This is a genomic window from Telmatobacter sp. DSM 110680, assembly GCF_039994875.1.
In the GTDB taxonomy this organism is placed as follows: Bacteria; Acidobacteriota; Terriglobia; order Terriglobales; family Acidobacteriaceae; genus Telmatobacter.
Window position 1 is genome coordinate 3,002,582 of sequence record NZ_CP121196.1, and the last position, 24,810, is coordinate 3,027,391.

The window sequence follows — 24,810 nt, forward strand, 5'->3', positions numbered from 1 at the left end:
ATTGCTGGCCGCGCCTCTTTGATTTGAGATGAGACGCTCGGGCTAAAACAAGTTCCAGAGCGACTGGTTGTAAATCTCGTGGTGGAACTGCACTTCAGGAGCCTTGACGAAGGTGCCGAGGTCGCGTGCGCAGCGGTTTGCAGAGGCTTGCTTCAGATCGGCGAAACGTCCCTGCACGTCCGAACCAAGGATTTCGGCGATCCACTCCGAACCCTTGAAGTCGTCGATGGCCGCTTGAATATGATCAGGCAGGTAGCGCTCGGCCTGACGGAGATTCTTGATCTTGGCCGTGTTGCCATCGATGCCGGTCTTGAAGATCGAGTAAAGAGCCAGGTAAGGATTCGCATCCGGTGCGACGGACCGAACCTCAACACGCATCGAGCGCGAGTTGCCGATGGGCACGCGCACCATGGAGCCACGATCGGTGGCTGATGCCTTGATCTGGTTCGGAGCTTCGAAGTGCGGATCAAGGCGACGATATGCGTTGACACTGGGGTTCAGGATCAGGCAGATATCCAGCGCGCTGGTTAGAATGCGGTCGATGAACTTCCACCCAAATCCGGAAAGCATCTCCTGGCCTTTGGGATCCCACATCAGGTTGACCTTGTCCTTGGAGACGGAGACGTTTGTATGCATGCCGCTGCCGTTGACGCCGACGACTGGCTTAGGCAGAAAGCATGCGGTGTATCCCATGTTGTTAGCGATCTGGCGGCAGAGCAACTTGTAGAGCTGAATTTGGTCAGCGGCTGCGACAACTTCGCCGTAACCGTAGTTGATTTCGAACTGGCTGGGCGCAACTTCGGGGTGATCCTTTTCGTTCTGGAAGCCCATGGCGCGCTGCACTTCAGCAGCCGTGTCGATGAACTGGCGCAGGGGATCGAGGGGCAGCACGTGGTAGTAGCCGCCGGTATTGATGAAGTCGAATTTCAACGTCTCGTGGTAGTGCCGCTCCGCATCTTTGCCGGCAAAGAGAAAGCCTTCAATTTCGTTGGCAGCGTTCAGCGTGTAGCCCTTGTCCTTGTAAAGTTTCTCGGAGTAGGCCTTGAGCACACCGCGTAGGTCGCCGGAGTAGGGTGTGCCGTCCTTGTCGATGACGGTGCCGAACACCAGCACCTTGCCATTGCCGAACACGTCAGCCGGAACCCAGTAGAAGGCGCTCCAGTCGATGCCCAGACGCAGATCGCTTTCCTTTTGCGCGGTGAATCCGCGGATCGAGGAGCCGTCAAAGGTCAGGTTCTCGTGCGAACCGAGTAGAAACTTCTTATCGTAGTCCAACAGGTGCAGGCGACCTTCAAGGTCGGAGAACAATACCGTTACAGCCTTGATGTGCTTCTGATCCGTCAGATACTTGATCCTCTTGTCGCGAACCTCTTCAAACGGCAGACGATTCATGCGATCTGCCTTAGCTTCCAAGTTCAGTTCTTCGAGCTCCTCGTACGAGAGGGCAAGAAAATTACGGTAATCGGATGACATGGCTCTCCTTCCAGCTGACAAAAAAGTTGTTGGGGCGTTCAATGATCAGTCTAGGGTTTCTTGTATAAGGAACCCGTGAAGATTGCAGCTAAGTGATTGGCTACTTGTGCCGAGCTACGAGCATCATCAACAACAGGATAACAACTGGAATCAGGGCGAGCGCGCCGTAGTAAAGAACCTGCCGCTTCATGTGGGATTTTCGCTTGTTCCAATCGCGCAATTCGACTCGATCCTCAACGCCAACCTCGTTCAGATGTTGCAAATCATGTGCAAATTCGCGGGCGTTGGCATAACGATTCTGGGGGTCGCGTTCAAGGGCTCGATACAGGACCTCCTGAAGCTGTGGCGAGATCGAAGGCTCGGCAAGTGCCGGTGGCATTGGATGATTCAAGAGCCGATCATTCATGATCTCCATGGGCGAGGAACCGGAGAAGGGAAGTCGGCCCGCGAGCATTTCGTAAAGGATGATGCCGACGGCGTAAATATCAGAGCGGCGATCTCCGCGTTTCCCCTTTACTTGCTCGGGAGAGATGTAGTCGGCGGTCCCCAGTGTGGCGGTGAAGTTGGCGTAGGTGAGCCGGCGCGCGGCCGAATCTCCTGCAATGCCGAAGTCGATCAGCTTGATGTTGTCATTAGCGTCGACCATGATGTTTTCTGGCTTCAAATCGCGGTGAATCACGCCTTGCTCGTGAATGTACTCGAGTCCTTCGAGAACCTCGATGGCTATACGAATAGCGCGATCCTGCGGCATCCGGCCTTCGGAGAGGATCTCGCGCAACAATCTTCCATCGCACCACTCCATCACCATGTAAATACGCGAGCGCTTTTCGCCGCCGAACACGCGCATCACCATGGGGTGATCGAGCTTCTCGCCAATTTCCGATTCGCGTTTGAAGCGATCAAAAAGAATCGGATCGGCTTCCATATCAGGATGTGGAATTTTCAAGGCGACGACACGATTGTCCCGCGTATCCACGGCGCGAAAGATCGAAGCCATACCGCTTCGCGCGATCGGCGCTTCAATGCGGTAAGAGTCGATTGTCGAACCAGTTTCGATGGTGTCGAGTATGCCCATGGGGCGGCGTGCTCCAGTGCTTGTGCTTCTTCTACTGTATCGAGTTCAGGGGGCTTGACTGTAAGGATTTCATAAGACTGCGCGGAGATGTTCAGGAGGGGAGTCGGTAGGGCCGACCACGATACATGCCCACCTGCTCGACTGATCGCACGCGAATGACCTGCGCAGTGGTGTTGTCATTGCCATCGATCTCCACAGCTCGCGCGACCAATTCCTGCGCAATCTCATCGAGTGGTTTGTTCTGAGTGACGATGGAAGCCATCGTGTCTGCGGGCATTTCATCGTGCAGTCCATCGGAGCAGAGTACAAGTACGTCGCCGGCTTGCAGGGTGAGCGCTGTGGTGTCAGGCGAAACGAACATTTCGGGTCCGAGTGAGCGGATCAGGACGTGGCGGGATTCGGATGTGGCGATATCACTTGCAGAGATGACGCCCATTTTTCTTTGCTCGTTGACCCATGTGTGATCCTGCGTGATCTGCTTTGCCACGCCCTTGCGTACGAGGTAGCAACGGGAATCGCCAACATGGGAGACGATGGCCTGATCGTGGCGCAGAGCGCAGGCTACGGCTGTGGTCGCCATCTTCTTTCCGCGGAACTCGGAAGCGAGAGTGCGGTCATGCACTGCGGCATTGGCATGCTGTACCAGGCGCGGCAAAAGGCTGATGAGCATGGCGCCGCCCTGCGCTTTCTCAAATTCCTGCACGAGAACTGAGACCGCGGTGGAGGATGCGATTTCGCCCAGATCGAGGCCTCCCACACCATCGGCAACTACAAAGAGATAACCGTGGGACCGCGCCTGGTGGCGCGAATTAGGAATGAAGGACCCCATGGAGTCTTCGTTATTTTTGCGCGTCTTGCCGGGGTCAGTAGCCTGGCCAAACACTACGTCCAACATGGACCGGTCGCCTCATCGGGTTTCTCGCGCGCGAGGTGCTCTGCCCGCGGAGTTGATTGGTTCCCCGCGGAAGGGTCCTTGTTCGCGGGGTGAATTCGCATATCGTGCGCATCATGAAAGAAGGACGCCGAAGTTCATATGCTTGGATTCTGCCAAAAATACTTGGGTGGTTTCCATCCGCGGCCTTCTGAAAGGTGCCACTCAGGAAAGCCACCCAAGGTTGCATTCAATTTGACGTCGTTTGTCTAGCCTTTGACTTCTACGAGTACCGCTTTGCCCTTGGCTTTCGATGATCTCAGGAAGTAAACCGCGCCGTAGAGGCCCCAGACTCCCGAAATGCCGAGTGCAGTAAGTGGCTCCATCTTGGTGCCGAGGTTGAAGAAGGGTCCGAGGACGTAAACGGCCATACAAGCCAAGTTCGCCAGCAGACCAAAGCCCGGAATCAACGTGTGTTTCACAAAATTGTGATCAGGACGTTTATGGAACGCGACCATGCACAGGAAGCAACTGAGCGCATACAGAATGAACGTGCCGAAGTTGGATGTGAGGGTGATGGTCAGCAGAGAGTTGGGCAAGGCGGCCATCTTGTCGTGTGTGGAGTAGCCGAAGCTCGAAAAGATGCCATGAGGAAGTGCCGCGATGGTCGCATCCGTCGGCGCACTGGCGTCGGCGAAGACGAGCGTTACGGCGAGGCATCCGAGAACTGCGGAGATAGCAGCCAACGTCCAGATGGCGCGGCGTGGTGAAAGCGATTCGGCGTGAAGCATGCCGAAGTGCTCGGGTGCTTCGTCGTCCTTACCCATTGCATAGGTGACGCGAGCACCGGTATTCATGCAGCTCAGCGTGGTTCCGATGAGGGCAAGGAACACAGTAATCGCTTCGGCCATCATGAAGTACTTTCCATGTCCCTGGCCAAGCAGAGCGTCCCCGACGATGATCATCATGTCGCCGATGGGCGCCGCCGATCCCGCGGCACTCTGCATCGTGTACCCGGAATTCAGGAAATAGTTTGCGGCAAAATACTCAATCAGATAACAGACCAAGCCCTGAATCAGCAGCGAAGCGATTACGGCGATTGGAATATGTTTAGTCGGATTTTTTGCCTCGCCTCCCATCGCCGTCACCGATTCAAAACCGACAAGGATCAGAATCGCAACCGTCGCCTGAATAAATACCCAGCTGAATTTGTGTGGCGAGACGACAGACTTCGCGGAGGTGTGTGTGAGCATGTTGCCGCTGGCGTCCGCTGCGGGATAGTCAATCGTGAATGGAACCGGCTTGCCGGCCTTGTCGAGCTGAGGCTGGGGAACGCCGCTGGCGTCGCGAACGACAGAACCGTCCTTGGCGGTGGCGAATTGATAGGTGTAGGTCGCGAGCGACTGGCCGTCGTAGTTAAACGCCGGTGATCCTGCTGGATGATTGGCGCGATAACCCAGGGCGAGCACGCTGAATACCAGTAGTGCGGATATCTGAATTACGTTAATGGCGAGGTTGACGGCCGTCGATGCTCCCGCGCCCTTCTGGGCGATCCAGGCAACAAAGAACGAGAACGCGATGGCGACCAAACCCATGAAAACCGGTCCGGGATTGGAACCGCTGATGAAGTTCGGATAGAAGAATCCGACGACGTAGCCGACGAAGATGCCGGTAGTGGCCACCATCACGCCTGGGTAAACCCAGTAGTACAAGTGCGAGCCCCAGCCGACAACGAACTTCGCGATGCGGGCGTACTTGAAGGCCTTGTCTTTGGAGAGCAGCGCCTGCTCCGCGTAGTAGTAGCTGGAGCCTGTGCCTGGATAGAGCTTGGAGATCTCCGCGTAGGCAACGGCAGTGGCTAGACAAAGTCCCAGCGCCAGCAGGATGCCCCACCACATCGATGGCGCCGTGGAAGGCTGCCCTGCGGTTCCCGTTGTCGCCTGGATGAAGAACGTGAGCCAAAGAAAGGCGCCCGGAGCAATCAGCGCCATTGCGTTGCTGGTCAACCCGGTTAGGCCCAGAGTTGCCTGCATCTGTGGTGCTTTCTGTTCTGCCATTTAGATTCTCCTGGAAAATGAAGTTTTTACGGTCTTCTCCCGCGTATGAGTAACGGGCTTGTTTTGAGGCTGGCCGGATCAAAGTCCGGCGTGAAGCCTGCTGTTTCTGGGTTATGTGAATGCTACGTAGTGGTCGATGAAGATGAAATGAAGAATCGGACCGTTTCGGGGTTGAGGACTTTGCGGGGATGCATCCCGTCCTCGGAGTTTTGTTGTCACTTCAAGGACGGGATTTTTAAATCAGCTCTGCTATTTTTCGGTTACGTTTTTCCCGAAGATAAAGCCGAATTCAAGAGCGCCCCGGAACTGGTCCGCATTTGTTCCTGAGCTGCCAAAGACACTTCCCGGCGTGTAGTCCGTTGCATGCACCCACGCGAGGTCGCCGCGAACGTACATACCGCCCTTCTGGTAGGTTGGCGTTGCGGTGAAAGTGGTGCCCGAACTGCCAGCCCCGAAGCCCAGCATGTTAACGGAACCATCGGTTGCGCTCCCCGAACTCGTCAGGTATTCGACACGCGCCGGAAGAGAGAAGCCACTTTTGAAGGCGTAGCTAACGTTGAGCGCGCCACCGGTTGCGGATGTGCCGTTGACGACGCCTACCTTCGCATTGGTCGGAAGCTTGCCATACTGGAAGTACGGCGAAATGATCCACGGGCCCTTGGTGTAGGTGTAGATCACGGCGTGCATGTAGCCGTTGTTCTGGATAGGCGTAGCCGCCGTTTCAAAAACGGTCTGTCCGAGGTTCCCCATCCCGTCGTACACAAGTACGTGTGGCCCCTTGGTAAGAGTCACCGAGCCCGAAAGCCACGAGTAGCGGTTGGAATAGTAACCGTCGTTCCAACTAACCGAGGCACTCAGATATTTATTGAGGGTCTGATTTATCTGGATGCCCTTGTTGATGGCGTTTTCCTGGTTCCAAACAATGCCACGCTCAATGTTGAAGTTCTGGTAAGTAAAGGTGGACTCGGCGCCCATCAGCGTAGGAAGAGAGCCGATCAGGAACTGGGTGTTCTTGCCTGCTTGGAGCTTCAGGTAGGCGACCGGAACCGGCCCATAGGTATTCTTCACCGTGGTTTGGGCATCAGTAAAAGGCACTGAGAGTGCCTGCATGGTGTAAACGCCCGCCTGGATGTAGTACTGAACTTTTCCGTCTGCTTTTTGAATGAAGATCTGTCCGTTGCTCAGGGTCGCCTGTGCGGCGTCGTCCCCCGGAACGTGATTGCTCTGGAACTGCGAGAAACCGGTGATAATGCCATTGACGCTCAGCTTGCCCAGCGGTCCCGCATCAAAGGTCGCCGGAGGAAGCCATTGCAGCGGACCCGTGAGAACGAACGTAGAGAGCGCAGTTGGAGCGGGCGCGGCTTCTGGTGCTGGATCGGTGGCGGCGGCTGGTGTTGCTGGGGTGGTTGCAGGTGGTGCAGCCGTTGCGACAGTTGCTGGCGCCTGCGCACCTGCAATAGCCGTGGCGAGCGACGCTGCAACAAGGGACTGCAGGATGATGCGATTCAACTTGAGAGATATCGACACGATTCCTCCTGAAAAAGAAAATGGATATGAGATACGAGAGGCGCTATGTGCGATGCGAGGCCCTCGGTGAAATGTGATGCCTCTATGCGAGAGGTGAGGTGGTTGACTCAGTCTCTTTCGTTCGGACTACCTTGCAGTCAGGCCCGGGAAAGGCGACACACGAGGATTGTGTCGTTGCCGAGGCAAAGATGATGAAGTCTCGCGCGGTGAGCGCTGCTCCGTTCAGCTACTGAATAAGTGCGGCTGACATTATTAATGCAAGGAATGCATAAAGAAGAGATGAGGATAATCAAAAGAATTTGTATGGGGGATGTATCACCGTCTTCAGCAACCGGTGTACTGGTGACGACTTAAGCGGATAATGGCTGCTCGCCGTTGCGGTTCTTTACGCCTTACCTCATAAAAATCAAATTAAGAACTGGTAAAATCTACAAACAATCTCCGCGGCCAGAAAATCACCCCTTGGGAAGGAAAGAAAGATGTCCGCGAGGATGTTTTCCTGAATCCGGTGATTCTCTGGAAATTAGATCCTCGGCCTCAGCAGACTGTGCAGCCCGATCAAGCTGCTGATCTCACTCTGCTCAGATGCAAGCAATCAACATGAGCGGTCCACTCACTCTCAAGGTGACTCAAATTGCATGGCACTTGATAGAAAGGATGGCAGCCGGTTGTCTGGAACATACATACCTCTGCGCACTGTGTTTCCAGTACGGCGTGTGCGCGGGTCCGGGCTGAAGGCGCTGCTGTTTTCCACGGAGTGTGCCCTGGGCATTCTCTCGGTGGTTTTGCTTGGGGTGTTTGTGCACTGGCTGCAATGGCTGTTTCCTGTTGCAGTCCTGCTTTATCTGCTCATTATTGTGCCGACTGCTCTTTGGTGCGGCTTCTGGCAGGCCGTTATCGTTTCCTTCTCCGCGGTAGCTGTGCAGAGCTACTTCGCTCCGCATCAAGCCGGACTGAACGCGGCGGCAAATCCTGCCAACCCGATCACGCTTGTAGCGTTCATTCTTACTGCCCTGGTGATCAGCCGCCTGTCGGCACGCGTCACACAGCATGCCCGGGAGACTGATTCCTGGGGAGGCCAGATGGAAGACCTCTACGAGTTCACTCGGCGCACTTTGCAAATGAATCTGCATGTAGAGCCCGGTGCTCAACTTGCTGAGCTGGTTCATGAAATTTTTGCGCTCGAGGCGGTGGTGATCTTCGACGCAGATCTGCATGAAACGTACCAGGCTGGCTATTGGAACGTCGATCCCCAGGAACTCGCACAGAACGTGTACTACTTCGAAACATCGGATGACGATCCCGAGACTGGAATTGCTCGGCGCGTAGTTCGTCTCGGCACAGTACCGGTTGGATCAGTGGTTATCCGCGGTGAGACCAGCCCACTTACCAACAACGCGATCGCTTCTTTGATTGCTGTTACATTCGATCGTTATCGCGCCTTTGCGAACGAGAGCCGCATCGAGACAGAGCGCCAGACTGAGCAACTTCGCTCCACGGTTCTCGACTCGCTCGCACACGAATACAAAACTCCGCTTACGGCGATTCGTGCTGCCTCGACAGGACTCAACGAAATGGGCAAGCTTTCGGCCGGCCAAAGCGAACTTGTCTCCCTGATCAATGAACAGGCCGATCTGTTGAATGATTTGACGACGCGCTTGCTTACAACGGCTCGTCTCGATGCGGGCGAAGTCACGGTTCACGCGGTACCGGTGGGTGTCGCCTCCTTGATTGACGAGGTTGTGGCCAGCCTGAGTGAGCGGCTGGCGTCAATGAAGGTGGCGATCGACATGCCCGACGATAACCTTGTGCTGTGCTGCGATCGACGGCTGATGACCATGCTTCTCTCGCAGTACATCGACAATGCATGTAAATATGCGATCTACGGAACAACCATTACGATCCGTGCTATCCAGTCGAAGGCCGAAGTGATCTTCTCCGTCCATAGCTTTGGTCCCGTGATCCCTATCGCTGATCGTGAGCGCATCTTCGATCGCTACTATCGCTCATCGACCTCGTCGAATCGTGCATCTGGTACGGGCATTGGTCTCTCCGTGGCCAAGCGCGCGGCGACCATTCACGATGGATATGTCTGGGTTACGAGCGACCAGGATGAAGGCAATACGTTTTACGCGGCAATACCATCGCAGGCAAGAAAGAGGGAAGTCTCATGAACCAGCCCGCCATTCGCATTCTGATCGTCGATGATGAGTCCGCGATACGCCGAGCGCTCAAGCCGCCGCTGGCCGAACTTGGATTTCAATTCAGCGAAGCCTCTCGGGGTGAAGAGGCGCTGCATTTGCTGCACTCTAGTCAGTACGATGTAGTACTTCTCGACATCAATATGCCGGGTATTGGGGGCATTGAGACATTGCGGCGCATTCGCGCATTTGCACCCCGGCTACCCGTGCTTATGCTCACGGTGCGCGATGGCGAAGAAGAAAAGGTTGAAGCCCTGGAACTTGGCGCTGATGACTACGTCACCAAACCCTTCAGCACACGCGAACTCATTGCGCGTATTCGCACCGCGGTGCGCAGGGTGCACGCTCCGGCACGAGCTGAAGATGCGCCCATTGAAATCGGAGAGATTCGCCTCATTCCCGACAAGCGCGCCGTGACCAAGCGCGGCCAGGCCGTTCATCTTACGCGCAAGGAATACGACATCCTGTATTGCCTGATGAGCCGCGCAGGGCGCGTTGTGTCGTACGCCAAGCTGCTGACGGCGGTGTGGGGAGCGGACTGCCGCGAAGAAGTTGAGTATCTTCGTACGTTCATTAGGCAGCTTCGCAAGAAGATCGAAGACGACCCATCCAAGCCGATCTACCTGCTGACGGATGTGTACGTTGGCTATCGTTTCGCCGATGCGCAGATGTTGCAAGGCGACAGCGGCGAAACCGGCCCGGCAGGTGTCGATCAGGAACACGTTGCGGAGAATGCGTCATAAGAAGCTTGTCCCGAAGATCGTTGCCTCAAAATCAATATGGAGACTGATTCATGCCAGAAGGCGTCACACGACGTTCGTTCCTCGGCCACGTTGTGGCAGTGACCGCCGCAGGCTCTGTTGCAGATTCAGCTCAATCTCAATCCACCAATGTGAGCAAGTCAGCAGGGCGTGCCTCCACACTGCTTGATATTCTTCGCGTTCCCGACAGGGTTTCTGCCTTCACTGGGATCGATCATCCAGTTACTCTCGCGCGTTCAGCAAATGCATGGCAGGGAAATGGTGTCCAAGTAGAATTTGCACCTGACGCCAAGCAAATGCCGATCACGATTACGAGCCCTTCTCTGGCGCTCACGCATATGCATCTGCGCTGGTCTGTCGACGTTGATTCACGGCTTCGTTGCCTGGGCGACCACTGGGAGCGCAGCTACGGCGACCTTGCGTGGCGAGGCATCATCCCCGAGCGCGTGATGCCGTGGTACTTCATTTCCTGGGATGGCGCGGCGTGTCACGCATATGGTGTCAAAACAGGTGCCCGTGCGCTTTGCTTCTGGCAACTTGATCAGGAGGGAGTCTCTCTCTGGCTGAACGTATGCAACGGCGGAGAGGGAGTACAACTAGGCAATCGCCGCCTTCAGGCTGCCATCGTCGTCACGCGTAACGGACAATCTGAAGAGCCACCGCTGTCGTCTATGCGTGCGTTTTGCCGCGCAATGTGCGAGAAACCGAGACTGCCTTCTTCCCCGCTCTATGGTTCCAATGACTGGTACTACGCATACGGACAAAACTCCGCCGCGCAAATACTTCGCGATGCGGATCGTGTTGCCGAATTCTCAGCGGGGCTTGTCGCGCGACCTTACACCGTGATCGACGATGGGTGGCGAGATCCTGCGCGGTTTCCTGACATGCGCGCACTTGCTTCCGAGATCAAGCATCGCGACGTCCGCCCGGGCGTTTGGATCAGGCCGCTCATAGCACCAACATCCGCGCCAAAAGATCTCCTGCTTCCCGACCTTCGCTTCGGAACGCAGAAGGAACGAGCGAGAGAGGTAGCATATGATCCCACACATCCTGACGCGCTTCAGTTGATCCTCGCCAAAGCAACCGAGGTAGTTGATTTCGGATTTGAGTTGGTAAAGCACGACTACACAACATTCGATCTCCTCGGGCGCTGGGGTTCCGAGATGGGACCAAATCCCACCTCAGGCGGTTGGAGCCTGCACGATCGCTCCCGTACCAACGCCGAAGTTATTCGAGAGCTGTACGAGGCGATCCGCAAAGCTGTTGGAGAGCGGACACTCCTCCTCGGATGCAATACCGTGGGTCATCTTGCCGCTGGAGTATTCGAAGCGCAACGCACCGGTGATGACACGAGCGGAGAGCATTGGGAAAGAACTCGGAAGATGGGAATAAACACGCTCGCCTTCCGACTTCCGCAGAACGGAACTTTTTTCTCGCAAGATCCGGATTGTGTGGGAATTACTCCAGCTGTGCCATGGGAACACAACCGCCAATGGCTAGATGTCATTGCCCGGAGCGGTGCGGCTCTATTTATCTCACTTGATCCCCGCGTTCCAGCTGCCGACCTGAAGGAGCGTATTTCCGAGGGCTTCCGAGTTGCGGCCAGTGGGGGATCCAACGTGTGTGCCACGGACTGGCTCGACACCACAACGCCGGAACACTGGAGCCGTCCAGGCACTTCAGGCGAAGATCGACGCTACCGCTGGTGCTCGCTCGATGGCGCCGACCCGTTTGCCACTTAAGCCTATTCGTTGTAATGCAGCAGGCTGAAGACGTCGTATTCCTTGAAACGATCGCGGCCTTTAAGGAAGTCGAGTTCTACGGCAAACGCAAGTCCCGTAATCTCGCCGCCTAGTTGCTTTACAAGCTTGACGGTAGCTTCCATCGTGCCGCCCGTAGCCAGCAGATCGTCGACGAGCACGACGCGCTGACCGGGCTGGATGGCATCCATGTGAATCTCAAGTGTGTCCGATCCGTATTCGAGGTCATAGGTGACGCGAGCTACCGGGGCAGGGAGCTTGCGCGGCTTGCGTACGGGCACAAAGCCCGCGTTCAGGCGATAGGCGAGTGCGGGGCCAAAGATGAATCCGCGAGCCTCGATTCCCAGCACCAGGTCAATCTTTTTCTCGATGTAGTGAGCGGCAAGCGCGTCGATCAGCTTGGCAAAACCCGTCTTGTCCTTCAGCAGCGTGGTTATGTCATAGAAAAGAATCCCAGGCTTGGGAAAATCGGGTACGGTGCGCACGAGCGCTTTCAGGGCTTCCACATCAATGGGCTTGATTGCTTCAGGCATGTTTGTCAGGTCTGCTTTCTTGATGATTATAGAGGACTAGGGACTGGGGACTAGGGATCACGGATCAGGGAATAGGGAATGACGACCTGCTTTATAGTTTCAGAAAACGGATGAGGCTTGCAGGTGCGTTTTACTCCCTAGCGCCTGCCCCCAGATTTTTCTCACCACGCGCCTTCGATGCGGAACGCATCCAGGTTCTTGGCTTCGTTGTCGTCAAGGTAGTGCTCGATGAGACGATCTACGCGGCTGCCGCGCGGACCTTGTCGGAGGCTTGCGCGCAATTCGGCGAGATCTTCAGGGCTGCCGGACGCAACCACCTCCACGTCGCCGTCTTCGGTGTTGCGAACCCAGCCGTGGAGTTCGAGTTCGCTGGCCTCGCGGTGAACGAACCACCGGAAGCCTACGCCCTGCACACGGCCCTGAATTAGAAAGTGAAGAACCATCATCAATCTCGACCGGAATCAGTTTTTCAGATGCACTTGCCTGCCTGCAACTGCCGAGGTCTGATCGGGCTTGATTGGGTATTCGAAGGCCGACTCACATCAAGAAGAACCAGATAACGACAGATTCAAGACCGCAGAGCCGTCTGCAGCCAAGGGTGCGGCTCGCGCTACACTGGTTTCACCGATGGTTTTTGTACTCGATAACTACGATTCCTTCACCTACAACCTGGTTCAGTACCTTGGCGAGCTTGGGGCCGACGTCGAGGTGCGGCGCAACGACGAGTTGACTGTGGAGGAGGTTGAAGCACTGAAGCCCGAACGCATCCTGCTTTCGCCGGGGCCTTGCACGCCGGGCGAGGCAGGAATTCTGGTTCCGCTGATCCGGCACATGGCCAGGAAGGTGCCCATTCTTGGCGTTTGTCTTGGGCATCAGGCGATCGGAGAGGCGTTTGGCGGGCAGGTGGTTCGAGCGCACACCCTGATGCATGGCAAGACCAGCAAGGTGGATCATGATGGCAAAGGGATTTTCTCCAGTTTGCCGACTCCGCTGACGTGTACACGCTACCACTCATTGATTGTGGCCGAAGCTTCGCTGCCTAAGGAGCTTGAGGTCACGGCCCGCACGCCTGAAGCGAATGGTAGAGGCAAGACGGTCGGGTCTGTCATTATGGGGCTGCGCCACCGCACTCTTCCCGTCGAGGGCGTGCAGTTCCATCCTGAATCGGTGTTGACCGAGGGCGGCCATCAGATGATCCGCAATTTTCTGGGAATGTAGGCGCAATGCAAGCTTCGCCAAGGCTCACGAAACACTCCATGGTTCGGATACTTGCTCTCGCAGCAGCATGGATGGTGCCGCAACTTTTCGCGCAGTCAGTGCCGGTGCAGCCTGCTGCTCCTGTGGAAGCGCAACCGGCCCCAGCGCAACCGGCTCCGTCGAATACTCCGCTACACACTCCACAGGCCGCGCCGCTCGCTGCATCACAGAACACGACATCCTACGGACCAACACAATCCGGACCTCTCGCGATCGTCCCGCTTGACAGCAAGGATCCAAGCAGCGCGGCAATGGTAACCGGTGCACTGCAAGTTGCTAATGGAAGGGCGATGATCGCGACAAATGGAGCAATCACCTCCGGCACAAATACGACCGAAGTGACACTGCCACGGCGCGGCGTGCTTCGAGTCTGCGCTGCAACCACTGTAAAGCTGGCTGCAGATGCCAGCGTGCCCCAGGGCGAAGTGCCGGGACTCATGATGGTGATTGACCACGGGGCGATTGAGGCGAGCTTCGCGACGGGTCGCAACTCCGACGTTCTGCTTACTCCTGACTTTCGCATTTTGATTGGTGCGCCGGGTGCCGCTGATGTAAAAGTACGGCTCGGGCAGCACGGCGATACGTGCGTGGACAATGCAGGAACGAACGCTCCGTACGTGCTGGTGACCAGCGTCTTTGACGGCGGCATCTATCGGGTGCAGCCGGGCCAGCGCGTGATGTTTCAGCACGGCAGCGTGTATTCGGTGGTGGATCAAGAAAAGGAGGCTTGCGGCTGTCCTGCGCCGGTGCATCCCAACAGCAATGAATTTCCTGAAGCGCAAAGTGCCGGTCTAGCACCGCTGGCGCCACCCGGCCCTCCGGGAGCTGTACCCGCAGGCACACCGACCGAAGCGACGGATACTTTTGTTCACAAGAGTGGCGAGCCGCCACCGGATACCGACACCATCACCTCGACCAAAAGGACTCCGAATCCTCACGTGGAGGTAGCTACCAAAAAACCTCCGAAGGTCAAGGGTGATAAAAAGCCAGGCTTCATGACGCGGATGGGCCACTTCTTCCGTCGACTGTTCGGGGCCGAATAGTCCGCGGATGTCCCCCAGCCTGCCACGTTTGCTGGATTAGAAGTAAAGGCTTGAGTCGCCTCTCTGAGGAACTTTAGCCATCCTCACCTCGTAACCAAAGAATCCAAGAATTCTCCGGCGTGATGGGAGCGAGTTCCGTGAATCCAAATCGAATCAGCCATGAGCCCGAGAGTGCCTCGGCTCGTATTGCCGATGATGCCTACACGATTCCAATGTGGATTCGCGCATTGGTCATTGTTGGCAGCCTCCTCATGGTGCTTGGAGGTGTTATATCGCTGGCGCAACCCTCGATGTTGCTTGCGCCAACTGACCAGATCACCGCCGGAGTTCACATCTACGCTGGGTATTTTGCTGTCCGAAACCTTGCGCTTGGATTGTTTCTGCCGCTTCTGCTGGTGATGCGCGCGCGGCGCGCTTTTGGAAGCATGATGGTCCTCGTTGGTTTAATTCAAATGTTCGACGTAATTATGGATTGCGTCGAAGGGCGATGGACGATTGTACCGGGGGTCCTGGTGCTCGGCATCTTGTATCTGATCGGGTCAGCGCGAGTTACGGGCGCGCCCTTCTGGCGACGCGAATCCTGGTCTTGAAGTGCGAACGGGATCTAGAGTTCGCGAGCACGCTCGATAGCGCGAATTACCGCCTGCGCCTTGTTAAGCGATTCCTGGTGCTCAAGTTCAGGAACCGAATCGGCAACGATGCCTGCGCCTGCCTGCACGTATCCCTTTCCGCCTGTCGTCAGCAGAGAACGAATCGCGATGCAGGAATCGAGATTTCCCGAGAAATCGGCATAGAGAACAGCGCCACCGTAGGTACCGCGCCGCGAAGGCTCGAGTTCTTCGATGATTTCCATGGCTCGCACCTTGGGGGCGCCGGAGAGTGTGCCAGCCGGAAAACATGCACGCAGCGCGTCGACGGCGGTCAGTTCCGGCTTGAGCTTACCTTCGATGGTGCTGACGATGTGCATCACGTGACTGTAACGCTCGACAAACATAAGCCGGTCTACCTTCACGCTGCCAAACTCGCTCACGCGGCCTACATCATTGCGGCCAAGATCGACCAACATCACGTGTTCGGCACGTTCTTTGTCATCGTGCATCATCTCTTCTTCGAGGCGGAGATCTTCAGCTTCGGTTGTGCCACGGGGGCGCGTTCCGGCGATTGGGCGGTACTCCACTTTGCGATCGTGTACGCGAACCAGGAGTTCGGGCGATGATCCGGCGAGTTCGATTGCTGCGGGGGATTTTGCTTTTTGTCCGGACTTGGAGTTCGGGCGGCCAAGTGGACCGTCGGGAGTGAAACGGAGGAAATACATGTACGGGCTTGGGTTCACGGTGCGCAGCGAGCGATAGACCTGAAACGTGTCCATACCGGTCGAGACGTCGAGGCGTTGCGAAAGAACTGCCTGGAAGATATCTCCGGCCGCGATGTATTGTTTTGTGCGCTCGACGGCGGCGAGGAAGTTTTTCTTGCTGGTACGGCGTTTCACCTCTACAGGTTTGGTATTGCGTGCCCGGGAAAATTCAGGTAACGGCTTTGCCAGGCGTTTTTCGAGCGCAGCCAGGCGCTTTACGGCTTTTGCGTAAGCTTCGCCGGGATTCGTAAGGGTGACGTCGGCGGTGGCAACCATCCAGATTTGCTTGCGTACGTGATCAAAAGCCAGGACTTCATCGAAGAAAAGTAGACACGCATCGGGTACGCCGAGTTCATCCTTCGCATGGTTGGGTAGCCGCTCGATCTGGCGGACAGCATCGTAGGCGAAGAAACCTACCGCGCCGGCGGTGAACGGAGGAAGTCCGGCAATGCGGGCTGGCTTGTGGCCGCCCAGCGCCTCGCGCAGAACATGAAAGATGTCGCCTTCAATTCGAGCGGTGCGCCCCGCCTCAGTGATGTCGATCTGCTGGCCACGGGCAACGATGCGCTTGTACGGGTTGAGCCCAATGAATGTATAGCGGCCGACCTGCTCACCGTTCTCGACCGACTCCAGCAAAAAGCACTCGCGCTCTTGCCAGGCCGCCCGCAGAAACGCCGAAACAGGCGTCTCGAGATCCGCAGTGAGCGTGCGATAGACAGGGACGAGCGTGTGCTTTTTGGCAAGCGCCAGAAATTCCTTACGGCCGGGATGAATGAGACTCGATGAGGGCTTCACAGCAACCAGTGTAATTGCACCGAAGCCCTGTCGAAATTGGCCGGTCGTCCTAACCGCATTTCTAAATGCGATTCGTGGGGCCGATGATGTGCCAGTGAATGGCGAACCAACTTAGGAAGGCGCAGGCGAGCGCGACAAAGGTGAACTTCAGCTTGGTAATCACACGAACATTGCGACCCCAGGCGTCGATCCCTGCAATGACCGCGATCGTACTGATTACGATCGCAACCATCGTGACGAAATTCTCGAGTACAAACCACTTGAACCACTGCGGAGTGGGAGGCAACAGGTCGTCGCCCTTTACGGCAAAATAGACAAATATCGTGCCGAGGAACAGAACCCAGAGGAAGGCTGCCGTGCGTGGCGCGGCGGTGAGCCAGATGGTTCCGGGCTGCGGTTCAGGACGAGGACGACGACGCTGAAAGAGGCGTCTCCATGTGCGAACAATGCTCGCGAGAATCACGAGAACGAGAATTCCGATGCTCGATCCAAGCGCGATCATTACCCACGACTGATTTTCGTACCAGGGCACGCGCTGCAGTTGTACGCCGGGAAAATCGACGGCGAGGCGCACCACCTTGTTGTCCGCATCGCGGATTGCGAAAATGCGATTCTGCTCATCTTCGGCTTGCCACAGATCCTTACCGATTGGTTTGCATTTGACGGGATGCCCGCGAAGATCCTTGGCCCCGTCGACTTTCAGCACGCCATTCTTGTCGACTGATACTGTGCGCTGGCCGAAGAGCGATGACAGTTTCAGCTTCGTGGTGTCGTCGCGACGGGTGGCTTCATAAGTGCCCTGGGCATCTTTCAGGTCCTTGGATGGGTTCTTCAAATACTGGACTTCGGGTGCGCCGGGAAAATACCGATCAGAGAAAAAATTGATGATCTCGGGACGTGGTTCGCTACCTCCGCCTGCAGAGTTGTAGGAGACGAACAGAACAAGCTTCTGCGTAGGTTCAACGAAGAAGAGGCTGTGGAATGCGATCAGATCGCCCTCGTGGCCAATCCAGCGCAGATGATTACGCCAATCCTGGTAAAACCCCATGCAGATGGGAGGGAGTTGATCGCTGGCGCGGAATTGCGGTGTCCACATCTGGGCAAGCGTCTCCGGCTTGAGGATGCGCTTGCCGTCAAGTTCCCCGCCATTGAGAAGCGCCTGGCCGAATCTGCCCATGTCCGCGGCGCTGGAAGAGATGCCGCCTGCGCCTACGGGATTGAAGATTTCAAAGCCTATCGGTGGCTTGGTAGTGTTGGAGCGATAACCATCCGAGGGTAATTGGACGAGGGACTTCTGTAGCGGCTGGTAGAAGGAAGAGTGCGTCATGCCCAGCGGAGCGAAGATGTGCTCCTGTACGTATTGTTCAAAGGGCTCACCGCTGGTGCGCTGGACGATATAGCTTGCCAGACCGACGCCGTAGTTGGAATATGCAGGAATTTCACCGGGAGGAAAGATACGCATGGGTTGGTTGGCGATTAGATAGTCGCGCAACGAAACGGCCTGTTTTGGATCGATGATGATGATGTCGTTGGCGGTCTCTTCGAAGCCAGCGGTATGCGTCATCAGATAGCGTAGGGTGATCGGCTTGTTGAAAGCGGGACGAATCTTGAAGTCAAGATACTGGTTAACGTCGGTGTCGAGATTAAGCTTTCCTTGTTCCTCCAACTGCATTACCGAGACCCAGGTGAAGAGCTTGGAGATCGATGCAAGACGAAAGATGGTTGAAGCGGGATCTACTGGCTTCTTTGATTTGACGTCCGCGTATCCGTATCCCTTCTGGAGCAGGATGTTGCCATCTTTCATCACGAGGACTGACGCGCCGGCGATGTCGCTACGCTCAAGCTGCAAGGGAAGAATGCCGTCGAAAAATGCGGTGAGATCAGCCTGATCTAGTAGATGAGCGGGAGTTGGAGCGCTAGTTTCGGTTTTCATGGCCGCAGGCTGGGCCATCGGGTTAGCCGTCGGCTTAGCTACCGGAACCTGGGCAAAAGTGGCTGCTACGGTAAAGACGGGTGCAACAACCAGCAACGCGCTTGCGAGTTTGCGCATAAGAGGCTCTCCAATCGCCAAGCATTCTCCGCTGAACGCGGATATCGCGCGTTGCCGGATAGGCATGAATGAAATGGGAATTGTTCTGGAACTTCGTTATCCCGTTGAATGGCGACGGGATTACTGTACTTGGTGGGCGCGATAGGTTTCAAGCCAACGCGTAAGTTCTGCCGGTGCGAGAGCTCGACTGAAGAGAAATCCCTGGACGCCATCACAGCCTTTTTCACGCAGGATATTGAACTGCTCCTGCGTCTCAACACCCTCGGCGATGACTTCCATATCGAGCTCGTGACCCATCTCGATGATCTTTTCCACCATCACCAGATCTGCGTGATTTGCATCCATGTGCTGAACGAAGGTTCTATCGATCTTCAGTTCGATGGCGGGAACGTTTTGCAACTGTTTCATCATCGAATAGCCGGTTCCAAAGTCGTCGATGGAGAGTTGGAAGTTGCGCATGCGCAAGCGGGTGAGTACGTCGAGCGCCAGCGAAAACTCCATCAGGCCGGACTCTGTAATCTCAAGCACGATGCGTTCAGCCGGAAAGTCATATTTGCGCGCGAGGTTCATAAAGATGTCGGGGAACTTGAGGTCGCGCAGGGAGCTGACCGAGACATTGATGGCCAGGCGAGGGAGGTAACCGTTGGCCGCTGAGAACTGCTTCACTTCATTCAATGCACGTTCAGCTGTGATCCAGCAGAAGCGGTCCATAAGTCCGAGGGTTTCGATTCGTGAAATGAAATTGTCGGGGAAGATGAGTCCCAACTCGGGATGTTCCCAACGCGAGAGGGCTTCGACGCCTGTAACCACTCCGGTCGCGATGTTGATCTGCGGTTGGTAGTAGACCACGAATTCGTCCCTGTCAAAGGCCCGGATCAAATCCTCGTCAGGGATCGCGATTTGCGGTTCATGCTGATGATCGATGGGCTTTTCGGCAGCGATATTCTCGCCCATGAGATCCTGTAATTGACCGATGGGAAAGGGCTTTTGAAGGTGACCAACCACCACGAGTCCGAGGGATTGAGCTAGCTTTTTGGCCGTCTCAATGACCCGGATGTTGATTCCGCTCATCAGAACGATGCGCGCCTTGCATTGCCGCTCGCCCAGCAGGCGCAGAATCTCAATTCCATCCATCTCCGGCATCACGAGATCCAGCAGGATCAGGTCGGTGTCGGGTCCGATGCGGTCAAAAAAGTCTTCCGGTGTACGTGTGATATCGCACTGTAAACCCATCGCACTTGCCAGCGCGGAAACGATCTCGCCTACGACCCTGTCGTCGTCAATCAGCACTATCCTGTTCCCTGATGACATTTGTTCTCCAGGTCTTACGGCGAAAACGGCATCCGTAGCGCAGGCTACCGGGTTGTGGTCAGAATAGGGCATGGGGCTTCTGACTGAGTGTAGCCCGGCGCTTCATGCTGGATTGCCTGCTCCTGCAAGTGCTCCATTACTAACGTGGTAGGGCATAGCTATCTTATCGTTAGTGGCCTACATCCAAGTGCCTATATGCGGGACAGAAACTCGATTCGTACCCAGAAATACAAGGAAACCGTTTGGACATGATTAAAGCCTCTTTGCAGCTGAGTTTTAGAGTTCCTGAAGCGTCATTTAAATTCGAGATTTGGCGCAGTACCAAGGGGTTCCCAGACTGGTTCACACCGTCTTGACGGAGTAGTGTTGGGGGCCTAGACTCACATGGGTTTGGGCGACCGCTGGAAATTTAAGAACCCAAAGGAAAGCCTCAGGGGAAAACCTTGATGCAAATTTGTGAAAGAGAAGCCCCGTTAATCGGGGAAATCCTGCTGCGTCTATCAGTTGGCAAGGGAAAGGGCCTCAGGCCTTTCCGCGGCGGGGGTAAAGAATTGGAGATGGTATGGTACCCGCAACAATGACATTGGACCAGGAGATTAACCCCTGGGAAGCGCAAAGCGCGCGGTTTGATTTTGCAGCACGCAAGCTGAATCTGGATGAGGGACTTTGGAAGCTGCTGCGAACGCCCGCGCGCGAAATTATCGTTCACTTTCCTGTGACCATGGATGACGGTCGCATTGAAATTTTTACTGGATTCAGAGTTCAGCACTCGATTGCACGCGGCCCAGGTAAAGGCGGCATTCGTTATGCACCCGAGGTTACCCTTGATGAAGTTCGGGCATTGGCGAGCTGGATGACGTGGAAATGTGCGGTCGTGAACATTCCTTTTGGCGGAGCCAAAGGCGGAGTGATCTGCGATCCGAAGAAGATGAGCCAGGGTGAACTAGAGCGGATGACGCGCCGGTATACATCCGAGATCATCGAGTTTATCGGACCCGAAAAAGACGTACCCGCGCCCGACGTAAACACCAACGAGCAGACGATGGCCTGGATCATGGACACCTACTCCATGCACGTGGGTCATACCGTAACCAGCGTCGTAACCGGCAAGCCCCTCAACATTGGTGGTTCGCGTGGACGAGTTGAGGCAACAGGACGCGGAGTGATGGTGGTTTGCGATGAGAGCCTCCGCTATCTGAACCTGCCCATCGACGGTTGCCGCGTCATCATTCAAGGTTTTGGCAACGTGGGATCGAATGCGGCACGGTTGATGATGGAACACGGCTACAAGGTAATTGGCATTGCGGAAAAAGAGGGCGGCCTCTTGAACGCGAACGGGATCGACATCCACCAACTTGTCGAATACAAGTACCGCAATGGAACGCTGTTAGGATTTCGCGGGGCCGAAGCCATTCCTAGCGACGAATTGATCGTCTCCGATTGCGATGTGCTCATTCCGGCGGCGACAGAGAACGTGATCACAAGCCGCAACGCCGAGAAAATCAAAGCGCGGATCATCGTGGAAGGCGCCAACGGGCCCACCACCGCCGTGGCGGATGAGATACTGGCCGACAAACGCATCTTTATCGTGCCCGATATCCTGGCTAACTCCGGCGGAGTCACGGCGAGCTACTTTGAGTGGGTGCAGGACCGTCAGGGCTACTTCTGGAAAGAAGCCATCGTAAATGAGCAGTTGGAGACGATTCTCCGCGACAGCTTCGATGATGTCGTTCGTTACGCCGAGGCACACAACGTGAATAACCGTATTGCGGCCTACATGCTGGCTATCGATCGCGTGGCGTTCACCATTAAGCAGCGTGGGATCTACGCTTAGCTTCAACCTAATGAACGTATGAACAAGGGCCGCTTCTGCGGCCCTTAGCTTTGTCAATCCGCGACAGCGAGATCCGGATTGCCGAGATAATCGCAGATGAGCACCGTAAGGTCGTCGTCTTGCACACTGGCCCAGCGCTGTACAGCATTTATAAGATGATCAACGGTTTCGGAGGGTGTTAGCTTGGCACTTCTCTTCAATTCAGAGACTAGAGACTCCTCTCCAAAAAGCTTGCCGTCTGCATTGCGGGCTTCGAGTAAACCATCGGTATAGAGAAGCAATCGATCGCCTGCCTGAAGCGCCACCCACTTGCTGTCATAACTGGCATCTTCGACGGCGGCCAGCAGCATTCCATTTTCCACGATTTCAATAACCGCGCCATTGCGGAGCAGAAGCATAGGGGGATGTCCGGCGGCGGAGTAGTGCAGCTCTCGCGCATGGGCGTCGAGATACACGTACGCGGCAGTTACGTATTGGCCCTGGGTATTGCCGCATAGCGCGGAGTTCATTCCAGCCATCAAAGCTGCAGGATGAGCAGCCTGCGCCCGTTGCGATGTAGCAGCCATCTTCACCATCGAGGCGATAAGCGCAGCTGGAACTCCGTGACCTGATACGTCGGCGATCAGCAGTCCAGCGTGTCGATCGTCACCGAGCAGAAAATCATAAAGATCGCCCGCAACCGAGGTCATAGGCACATACTTTGCCGCCACGTTGAACGAGGGCGAGGGAGGAAACGATGAAGGCAGCAATGAAAGCTGCATGCGCCGCGCAAGTTCCAGTTCCTGCTGTATCTCGCTGTATTCGCGGTCGCGCTGGAGCGTTCGCCGGGCCGCTACGTAGCCGAGGCAAGCAAGTAACACGGCGAATCCGTAGGGCTCTATGTGGGATGGACCGTAGATATTATCGGAGATTGAAGGCAACACAAAGCACAGCAAGCCAACCCCAATGACGCGAGAATCACGATCGTGCACCATGCGGCGAAACCAGCGAAACGCAACTGCGACCAGCGCGCACGCGATCACGCTGTTGTTGATGATGCGGAATGCGGGAAGTGTCCCGAAAAGCATCGATCCAGCTGAAATGCTCAGAAAAAGGACGACGAAAATGGGGGTGACGACCTTGCCAATCTTGCCGAGAAAGCCGGCGAAATGGAAGAAGATGAATGCCGGAACAGGCACGAGATAATCTACCGCTGCACTTAAGCGATGGAAGAACTCCGTGGGTGGCACCGAAAGATGCAGCAGCTCGGAGTTGATCCAGAGCCGAATTCCATAGAGATGTGCAAACCATGCGAGCGAAAGAAGCATCCCATCCGCCTTGCGTCGGATGATGCAAAGTCCGATCAGGATGAGTGTCACGGTGTTGAATGCGGCCCCAAGAAACAGGAATGGCTCATCATGATGGAAGGCGCGCAGCACCTCGGCTGCGGTAAGTTGTGCGTCGAACGCGAGCATCGTTCCTCATGGTAAACGAACGGTTGCTCTTATACTGATTGCAATGCCGAAGCGAAGCGCGGGCTTGTTGATGTTCCGTCGGACGGGACCAGAACTCGAGGTTTTCCTAGTGCATCCGGGCGGTCCATTCTGGGCCGGCAAGGATGCCGGTGCCTGGACCATCCCCAAGGGAGAGTATGTTGATGGCGAAGAACCGCTGGCAGCTGCTCGTCGCGAATTTCAGGAGGAAACCGGATTCAAGGCAAACGGAAGATTCATCGAACTGGGAGTAATCCGACAGAACAGCGGCAAACTCGTTAGCGGATGGGCATTCGAGGGTGATTGCGATCCACAAAGATTGGTGAGCAATTTTTGCTCCATCGAGTGGCCGCCCCATTCCCGCAAGATGATTGAGATTCCCGAAGTGGACCGCGGGGCGTGGTTTAATCTCCCGGCTGCGCGCGGGGCTATCCTCAAGACTCAGCAGCCATTTCTAGATGAACTGGCAAAAGGACTGCAGCCGGCGTAGGGGTTATAGATCGGCGAATCTGCGTGACCTTTAGTTCGTTGCGGCAACCCTGGTTCGTTGAGACGCTGATGGATGCGGTCTATAGTTGTATTTGAGGCTTCGGTTCGACGCACGTACAAAGGTATGTGTATCAGGTACTAAGGCGTTTCGAATCGGGCTGCTTTGAGAAAGACTCTTACAGGACCGATGAGCAAAGCGTGAATCTTCCAAACTCAATCACGTTGAGCAGGATTGCCATGATCCCGCTCCTTCTGTGGATTCTGTCACCGCATTTCCCTTTGCAAGGGCCAAACGGTGAACAGGAGATTCTGGCTTCGGTCCTCTTCGTTCTCGCTTCAATCACCGATGGACTCGACGGATACCTGGCGCGCAAGCGAGCTCAGATCACGACAATGGGCATGCTTCTGGATCCGATCGCCGACAAGATCATGGTGACCGGAGCGCTGATTGCCCTGGTGGCCTACAATCCGCAGGTCGTCAAGGTCTGGATCGTGGTGGTGATCATTGCGCGCGAGTTCCTGATCTCCGGGCTGCGTTCGATCGCTTCGACCGAGGGATTCACCATACAAGCGAGCGATCTTGGCAAACTGAAGACGGTGGTGCAGATTGTCTGCGTCGTGTCCGCGGTGCTGGCGCATCGTTGGTACCAGTGGCAGTTTGGGGTGTTAGTGATTCCGGTGTTGTGGATTGCGATTGCGGCGATCTACTTCACTGTGCTGGTCTCAACGATCTCAGCGATCGACTACTTCGTGGGGTTCTGGAAGCAGATTGACCACGCCTCGAAGGATCGGCGGCGAGGATACGTGCTGTCACGGGAAAAGGGTGTCTCGACGACAGGCACCAGTCGCTGAGCCACGACTTCCAGCACAACCCGTATAGTCAAAGCCAGCAAATTCCTCCTTCAATCATTTGTTCTCATCTTGACAGTCTAAGAGGAGCCGAGCTA

Annotated in this window: 20 protein-coding genes; 9 read left to right on the forward strand and 11 right to left on the reverse strand. The window is 55.8% G+C overall.

The features are described 5' to 3' along the window. Positions 1 to 42: 42 nt before the first annotated feature. From P8935_RS12320 to P8935_RS12340, 5 genes are all read right to left on the reverse strand, one after another. Complete coding sequence (locus P8935_RS12320; RefSeq protein ID WP_348260588.1) at positions 43 to 1,473, reverse strand: glutamine synthetase family protein; 1,431 nt, start codon at positions 1,471 to 1,473, stop codon at positions 43 to 45. A 100-nt stretch (positions 1,474 to 1,573) separates the two neighbouring features. After that, entirely contained in the window at positions 1,574 to 2,548 is a 975-nt protein-coding gene (locus P8935_RS12325; protein ID WP_348260589.1) for a serine/threonine-protein kinase, read from the reverse strand. A 91-nt stretch (positions 2,549 to 2,639) separates the two neighbouring features. Then, on the reverse strand, positions 2,640 to 3,443 hold the full coding sequence (locus P8935_RS12330; protein ID WP_348260590.1) for a protein phosphatase 2C domain-containing protein: 804 nt from the start codon (positions 3,441 to 3,443) through the stop codon (positions 2,640 to 2,642). Positions 3,444 to 3,688: 245 nt separating this feature from the next. Continuing rightward, on the reverse strand, positions 3,689 to 5,476 hold the full coding sequence (locus tag P8935_RS12335) for an APC family permease (RefSeq protein ID WP_348260591.1): 1,788 nt from the start codon (positions 5,474 to 5,476) through the stop codon (positions 3,689 to 3,691). A gap of 249 nt (positions 5,477 to 5,725) precedes the next feature. Then, positions 5,726 to 7,003, reverse strand: coding sequence for an outer membrane beta-barrel protein (locus P8935_RS12340; RefSeq protein WP_348260592.1), 1,278 nt, complete (start codon positions 7,001 to 7,003; stop codon positions 5,726 to 5,728). 638 nt (positions 7,004 to 7,641) lie between these two features. Between P8935_RS12340 and P8935_RS12345 the strand changes: the two genes are divergently transcribed. From P8935_RS12345 to P8935_RS12355, 3 genes are read left to right on the forward strand one after another with little or no spacing between them, the layout of a single operon-like run. Next, the gene (locus tag P8935_RS12345; RefSeq protein WP_348260593.1) at positions 7,642 to 9,177 is read left to right on the forward strand and encodes an ATP-binding protein; all 1,536 of its coding nucleotides are present in this window, start codon (positions 7,642 to 7,644) and stop codon (positions 9,175 to 9,177) included. Then, positions 9,174 to 9,947 (forward strand): response regulator transcription factor, encoded by a 774-nt coding sequence (locus tag P8935_RS12350; protein ID WP_348260594.1) that lies wholly within the window; start codon positions 9,174 to 9,176, stop codon positions 9,945 to 9,947. The genes P8935_RS12345 and P8935_RS12350 overlap by 4 nt, the downstream gene beginning before the upstream one ends. 50 nt (positions 9,948 to 9,997) lie before the next feature. Continuing rightward, the gene (locus P8935_RS12355; RefSeq protein WP_348260595.1) at positions 9,998 to 11,707 is read left to right on the forward strand and encodes a hypothetical protein; all 1,710 of its coding nucleotides are present in this window, start codon (positions 9,998 to 10,000) and stop codon (positions 11,705 to 11,707) included. A gap of 2 nt (positions 11,708 to 11,709) precedes the next feature. On the opposite strand, the gene P8935_RS12360 is transcribed toward P8935_RS12355, so the two are convergent. Beyond that, the gene (locus P8935_RS12360; RefSeq protein ID WP_348260596.1) at positions 11,710 to 12,258 is read right to left on the reverse strand and encodes an adenine phosphoribosyltransferase; all 549 of its coding nucleotides are present in this window, start codon (positions 12,256 to 12,258) and stop codon (positions 11,710 to 11,712) included. A 161-nt stretch (positions 12,259 to 12,419) separates the two neighbouring features. After that, positions 12,420 to 12,704 carry an acylphosphatase gene (locus tag P8935_RS12365; protein WP_348260597.1) on the reverse strand — a complete coding sequence of 95 codons (285 nt, stop codon included), beginning with the start codon at positions 12,702 to 12,704 and terminating at the stop codon, positions 12,420 to 12,422. Between the two features lie 181 nt (positions 12,705 to 12,885). Here P8935_RS12365 and P8935_RS12370 point away from each other — a divergent pair, with 181 nt between their 5' ends. The 3 genes from P8935_RS12370 to P8935_RS12380 all read left to right on the forward strand — a co-directional run bounded on the left by P8935_RS12370 (position 12,886) and on the right by P8935_RS12380 (position 15,148). Beyond that, positions 12,886 to 13,476, forward strand: coding sequence for an aminodeoxychorismate/anthranilate synthase component II (locus P8935_RS12370; protein ID WP_348265333.1), 591 nt, complete (start codon positions 12,886 to 12,888; stop codon positions 13,474 to 13,476). Positions 13,477 to 13,514: 38 nt separating this feature from the next. Further along, entirely contained in the window at positions 13,515 to 14,558 is a 1,044-nt protein-coding gene (locus P8935_RS12375; protein ID WP_348260598.1) for a hypothetical protein, read from the forward strand. A gap of 137 nt (positions 14,559 to 14,695) precedes the next feature. Continuing rightward, positions 14,696 to 15,148 (forward strand): hypothetical protein, encoded by a 453-nt coding sequence (locus P8935_RS12380; protein ID WP_348260599.1) that lies wholly within the window; start codon positions 14,696 to 14,698, stop codon positions 15,146 to 15,148. A gap of 14 nt (positions 15,149 to 15,162) precedes the next feature. Here the strand turns inward: P8935_RS12380 and trpE are convergent, their stop codons facing one another. From trpE to P8935_RS12395, 3 genes are all read right to left on the reverse strand, one after another. Next, the gene (gene trpE, locus P8935_RS12385) at positions 15,163 to 16,707 is read right to left on the reverse strand and encodes an anthranilate synthase component I (protein ID WP_348260600.1); all 1,545 of its coding nucleotides are present in this window, start codon (positions 16,705 to 16,707) and stop codon (positions 15,163 to 15,165) included. Positions 16,708 to 16,768: 61 nt separating this feature from the next. After that, a complete protein-coding gene (locus P8935_RS12390) occupies positions 16,769 to 18,757 on the reverse strand; it encodes a serine hydrolase domain-containing protein (RefSeq protein ID WP_348260601.1) in 1,989 nt (662 codons plus the stop codon). A 120-nt stretch (positions 18,758 to 18,877) separates the two neighbouring features. Then, positions 18,878 to 20,068, reverse strand: coding sequence for an EAL domain-containing response regulator (locus tag P8935_RS12395; RefSeq protein WP_348260602.1), 1,191 nt, complete (start codon positions 20,066 to 20,068; stop codon positions 18,878 to 18,880). A 562-nt stretch (positions 20,069 to 20,630) separates the two neighbouring features. Here P8935_RS12395 and P8935_RS12400 point away from each other — a divergent pair. Beyond that, positions 20,631 to 21,902 carry a Glu/Leu/Phe/Val dehydrogenase gene (locus P8935_RS12400; RefSeq protein ID WP_348260603.1) on the forward strand — a complete coding sequence of 424 codons (1,272 nt, stop codon included), beginning with the start codon at positions 20,631 to 20,633 and terminating at the stop codon, positions 21,900 to 21,902. A gap of 53 nt (positions 21,903 to 21,955) precedes the next feature. Here the strand turns inward: P8935_RS12400 and P8935_RS12405 are convergent, their stop codons facing one another. After that, positions 21,956 to 23,356, reverse strand: a complete 1,401-nt coding sequence (locus P8935_RS12405) for a PP2C family protein-serine/threonine phosphatase (protein ID WP_348260604.1) — start codon at positions 23,354 to 23,356, stop codon at positions 21,956 to 21,958. A 43-nt stretch (positions 23,357 to 23,399) separates the two neighbouring features. Here P8935_RS12405 and P8935_RS12410 point away from each other — a divergent pair, with 43 nt between their 5' ends. Both P8935_RS12410 and pgsA read left to right on the forward strand, forming a co-directional pair. Continuing rightward, positions 23,400 to 23,864 carry an NUDIX domain-containing protein gene (locus P8935_RS12410; RefSeq protein ID WP_348260605.1) on the forward strand — a complete coding sequence of 155 codons (465 nt, stop codon included), beginning with the start codon at positions 23,400 to 23,402 and terminating at the stop codon, positions 23,862 to 23,864. A 197-nt stretch (positions 23,865 to 24,061) separates the two neighbouring features. Further along, complete coding sequence (pgsA, locus tag P8935_RS12415) at positions 24,062 to 24,715, forward strand: CDP-diacylglycerol--glycerol-3-phosphate 3-phosphatidyltransferase (protein ID WP_348260606.1); 654 nt, start codon at positions 24,062 to 24,064, stop codon at positions 24,713 to 24,715. Positions 24,716 to 24,810 lie beyond the last annotated feature (95 nt).

What these genes read in the sequence shown, in the direction of transcription:
- P8935_RS12395 (WP_348260602.1), bottom strand. Translation starts at nt 20,068, where the DNA reads ATGTCATCAGGGAACAGGATAGTGCTGATTGACGACGACAGGGTCGTA.
- P8935_RS12320 (WP_348260588.1), bottom strand. Translation starts at nt 1,473, where the DNA reads ATGTCATCCGATTACCGTAATTTTCTTGCCCTCTCGTACGAGGAGCTC.
- P8935_RS12365 (WP_348260597.1), bottom strand. Translation starts at nt 12,704, where the DNA reads ATGATGGTTCTTCACTTTCTAATTCAGGGCCGTGTGCAGGGCGTAGGC.
- P8935_RS12360 (WP_348260596.1), bottom strand. Translation starts at nt 12,258, where the DNA reads ATGCCTGAAGCAATCAAGCCCATTGATGTGGAAGCCCTGAAAGCGCTC.
- P8935_RS12330 (WP_348260590.1), bottom strand. Translation starts at nt 3,443, where the DNA reads ATGTTGGACGTAGTGTTTGGCCAGGCTACTGACCCCGGCAAGACGCGC.
- P8935_RS12375 (WP_348260598.1), top strand. Translation starts at nt 13,515, where the DNA reads ATGGTTCGGATACTTGCTCTCGCAGCAGCATGGATGGTGCCGCAACTT.
- P8935_RS12390 (WP_348260601.1), bottom strand. Translation starts at nt 18,757, where the DNA reads ATGCGCAAACTCGCAAGCGCGTTGCTGGTTGTTGCACCCGTCTTTACC.
- P8935_RS12325 (WP_348260589.1), bottom strand. Translation starts at nt 2,548, where the DNA reads ATGGGCATACTCGACACCATCGAAACTGGTTCGACAATCGACTCTTAC.
- P8935_RS12400 (WP_348260603.1), top strand. Translation starts at nt 20,631, where the DNA reads ATGGTACCCGCAACAATGACATTGGACCAGGAGATTAACCCCTGGGAA.
- P8935_RS12405 (WP_348260604.1), bottom strand. Translation starts at nt 23,356, where the DNA reads ATGCTCGCGTTCGACGCACAACTTACCGCAGCCGAGGTGCTGCGCGCC.
- P8935_RS12345 (WP_348260593.1), top strand. Translation starts at nt 7,642, where the DNA reads ATGGCACTTGATAGAAAGGATGGCAGCCGGTTGTCTGGAACATACATA.
- P8935_RS12370 (WP_348265333.1), top strand. Translation starts at nt 12,886, where the DNA reads ATGGTTTTTGTACTCGATAACTACGATTCCTTCACCTACAACCTGGTT.
- P8935_RS12355 (WP_348260595.1), top strand. Translation starts at nt 9,998, where the DNA reads ATGCCAGAAGGCGTCACACGACGTTCGTTCCTCGGCCACGTTGTGGCA.
- P8935_RS12410 (WP_348260605.1), top strand. Translation starts at nt 23,400, where the DNA reads ATGCCGAAGCGAAGCGCGGGCTTGTTGATGTTCCGTCGGACGGGACCA.
- P8935_RS12335 (WP_348260591.1), bottom strand. Translation starts at nt 5,476, where the DNA reads ATGGCAGAACAGAAAGCACCACAGATGCAGGCAACTCTGGGCCTAACC.
- P8935_RS12350 (WP_348260594.1), top strand. Translation starts at nt 9,174, where the DNA reads ATGAACCAGCCCGCCATTCGCATTCTGATCGTCGATGATGAGTCCGCG.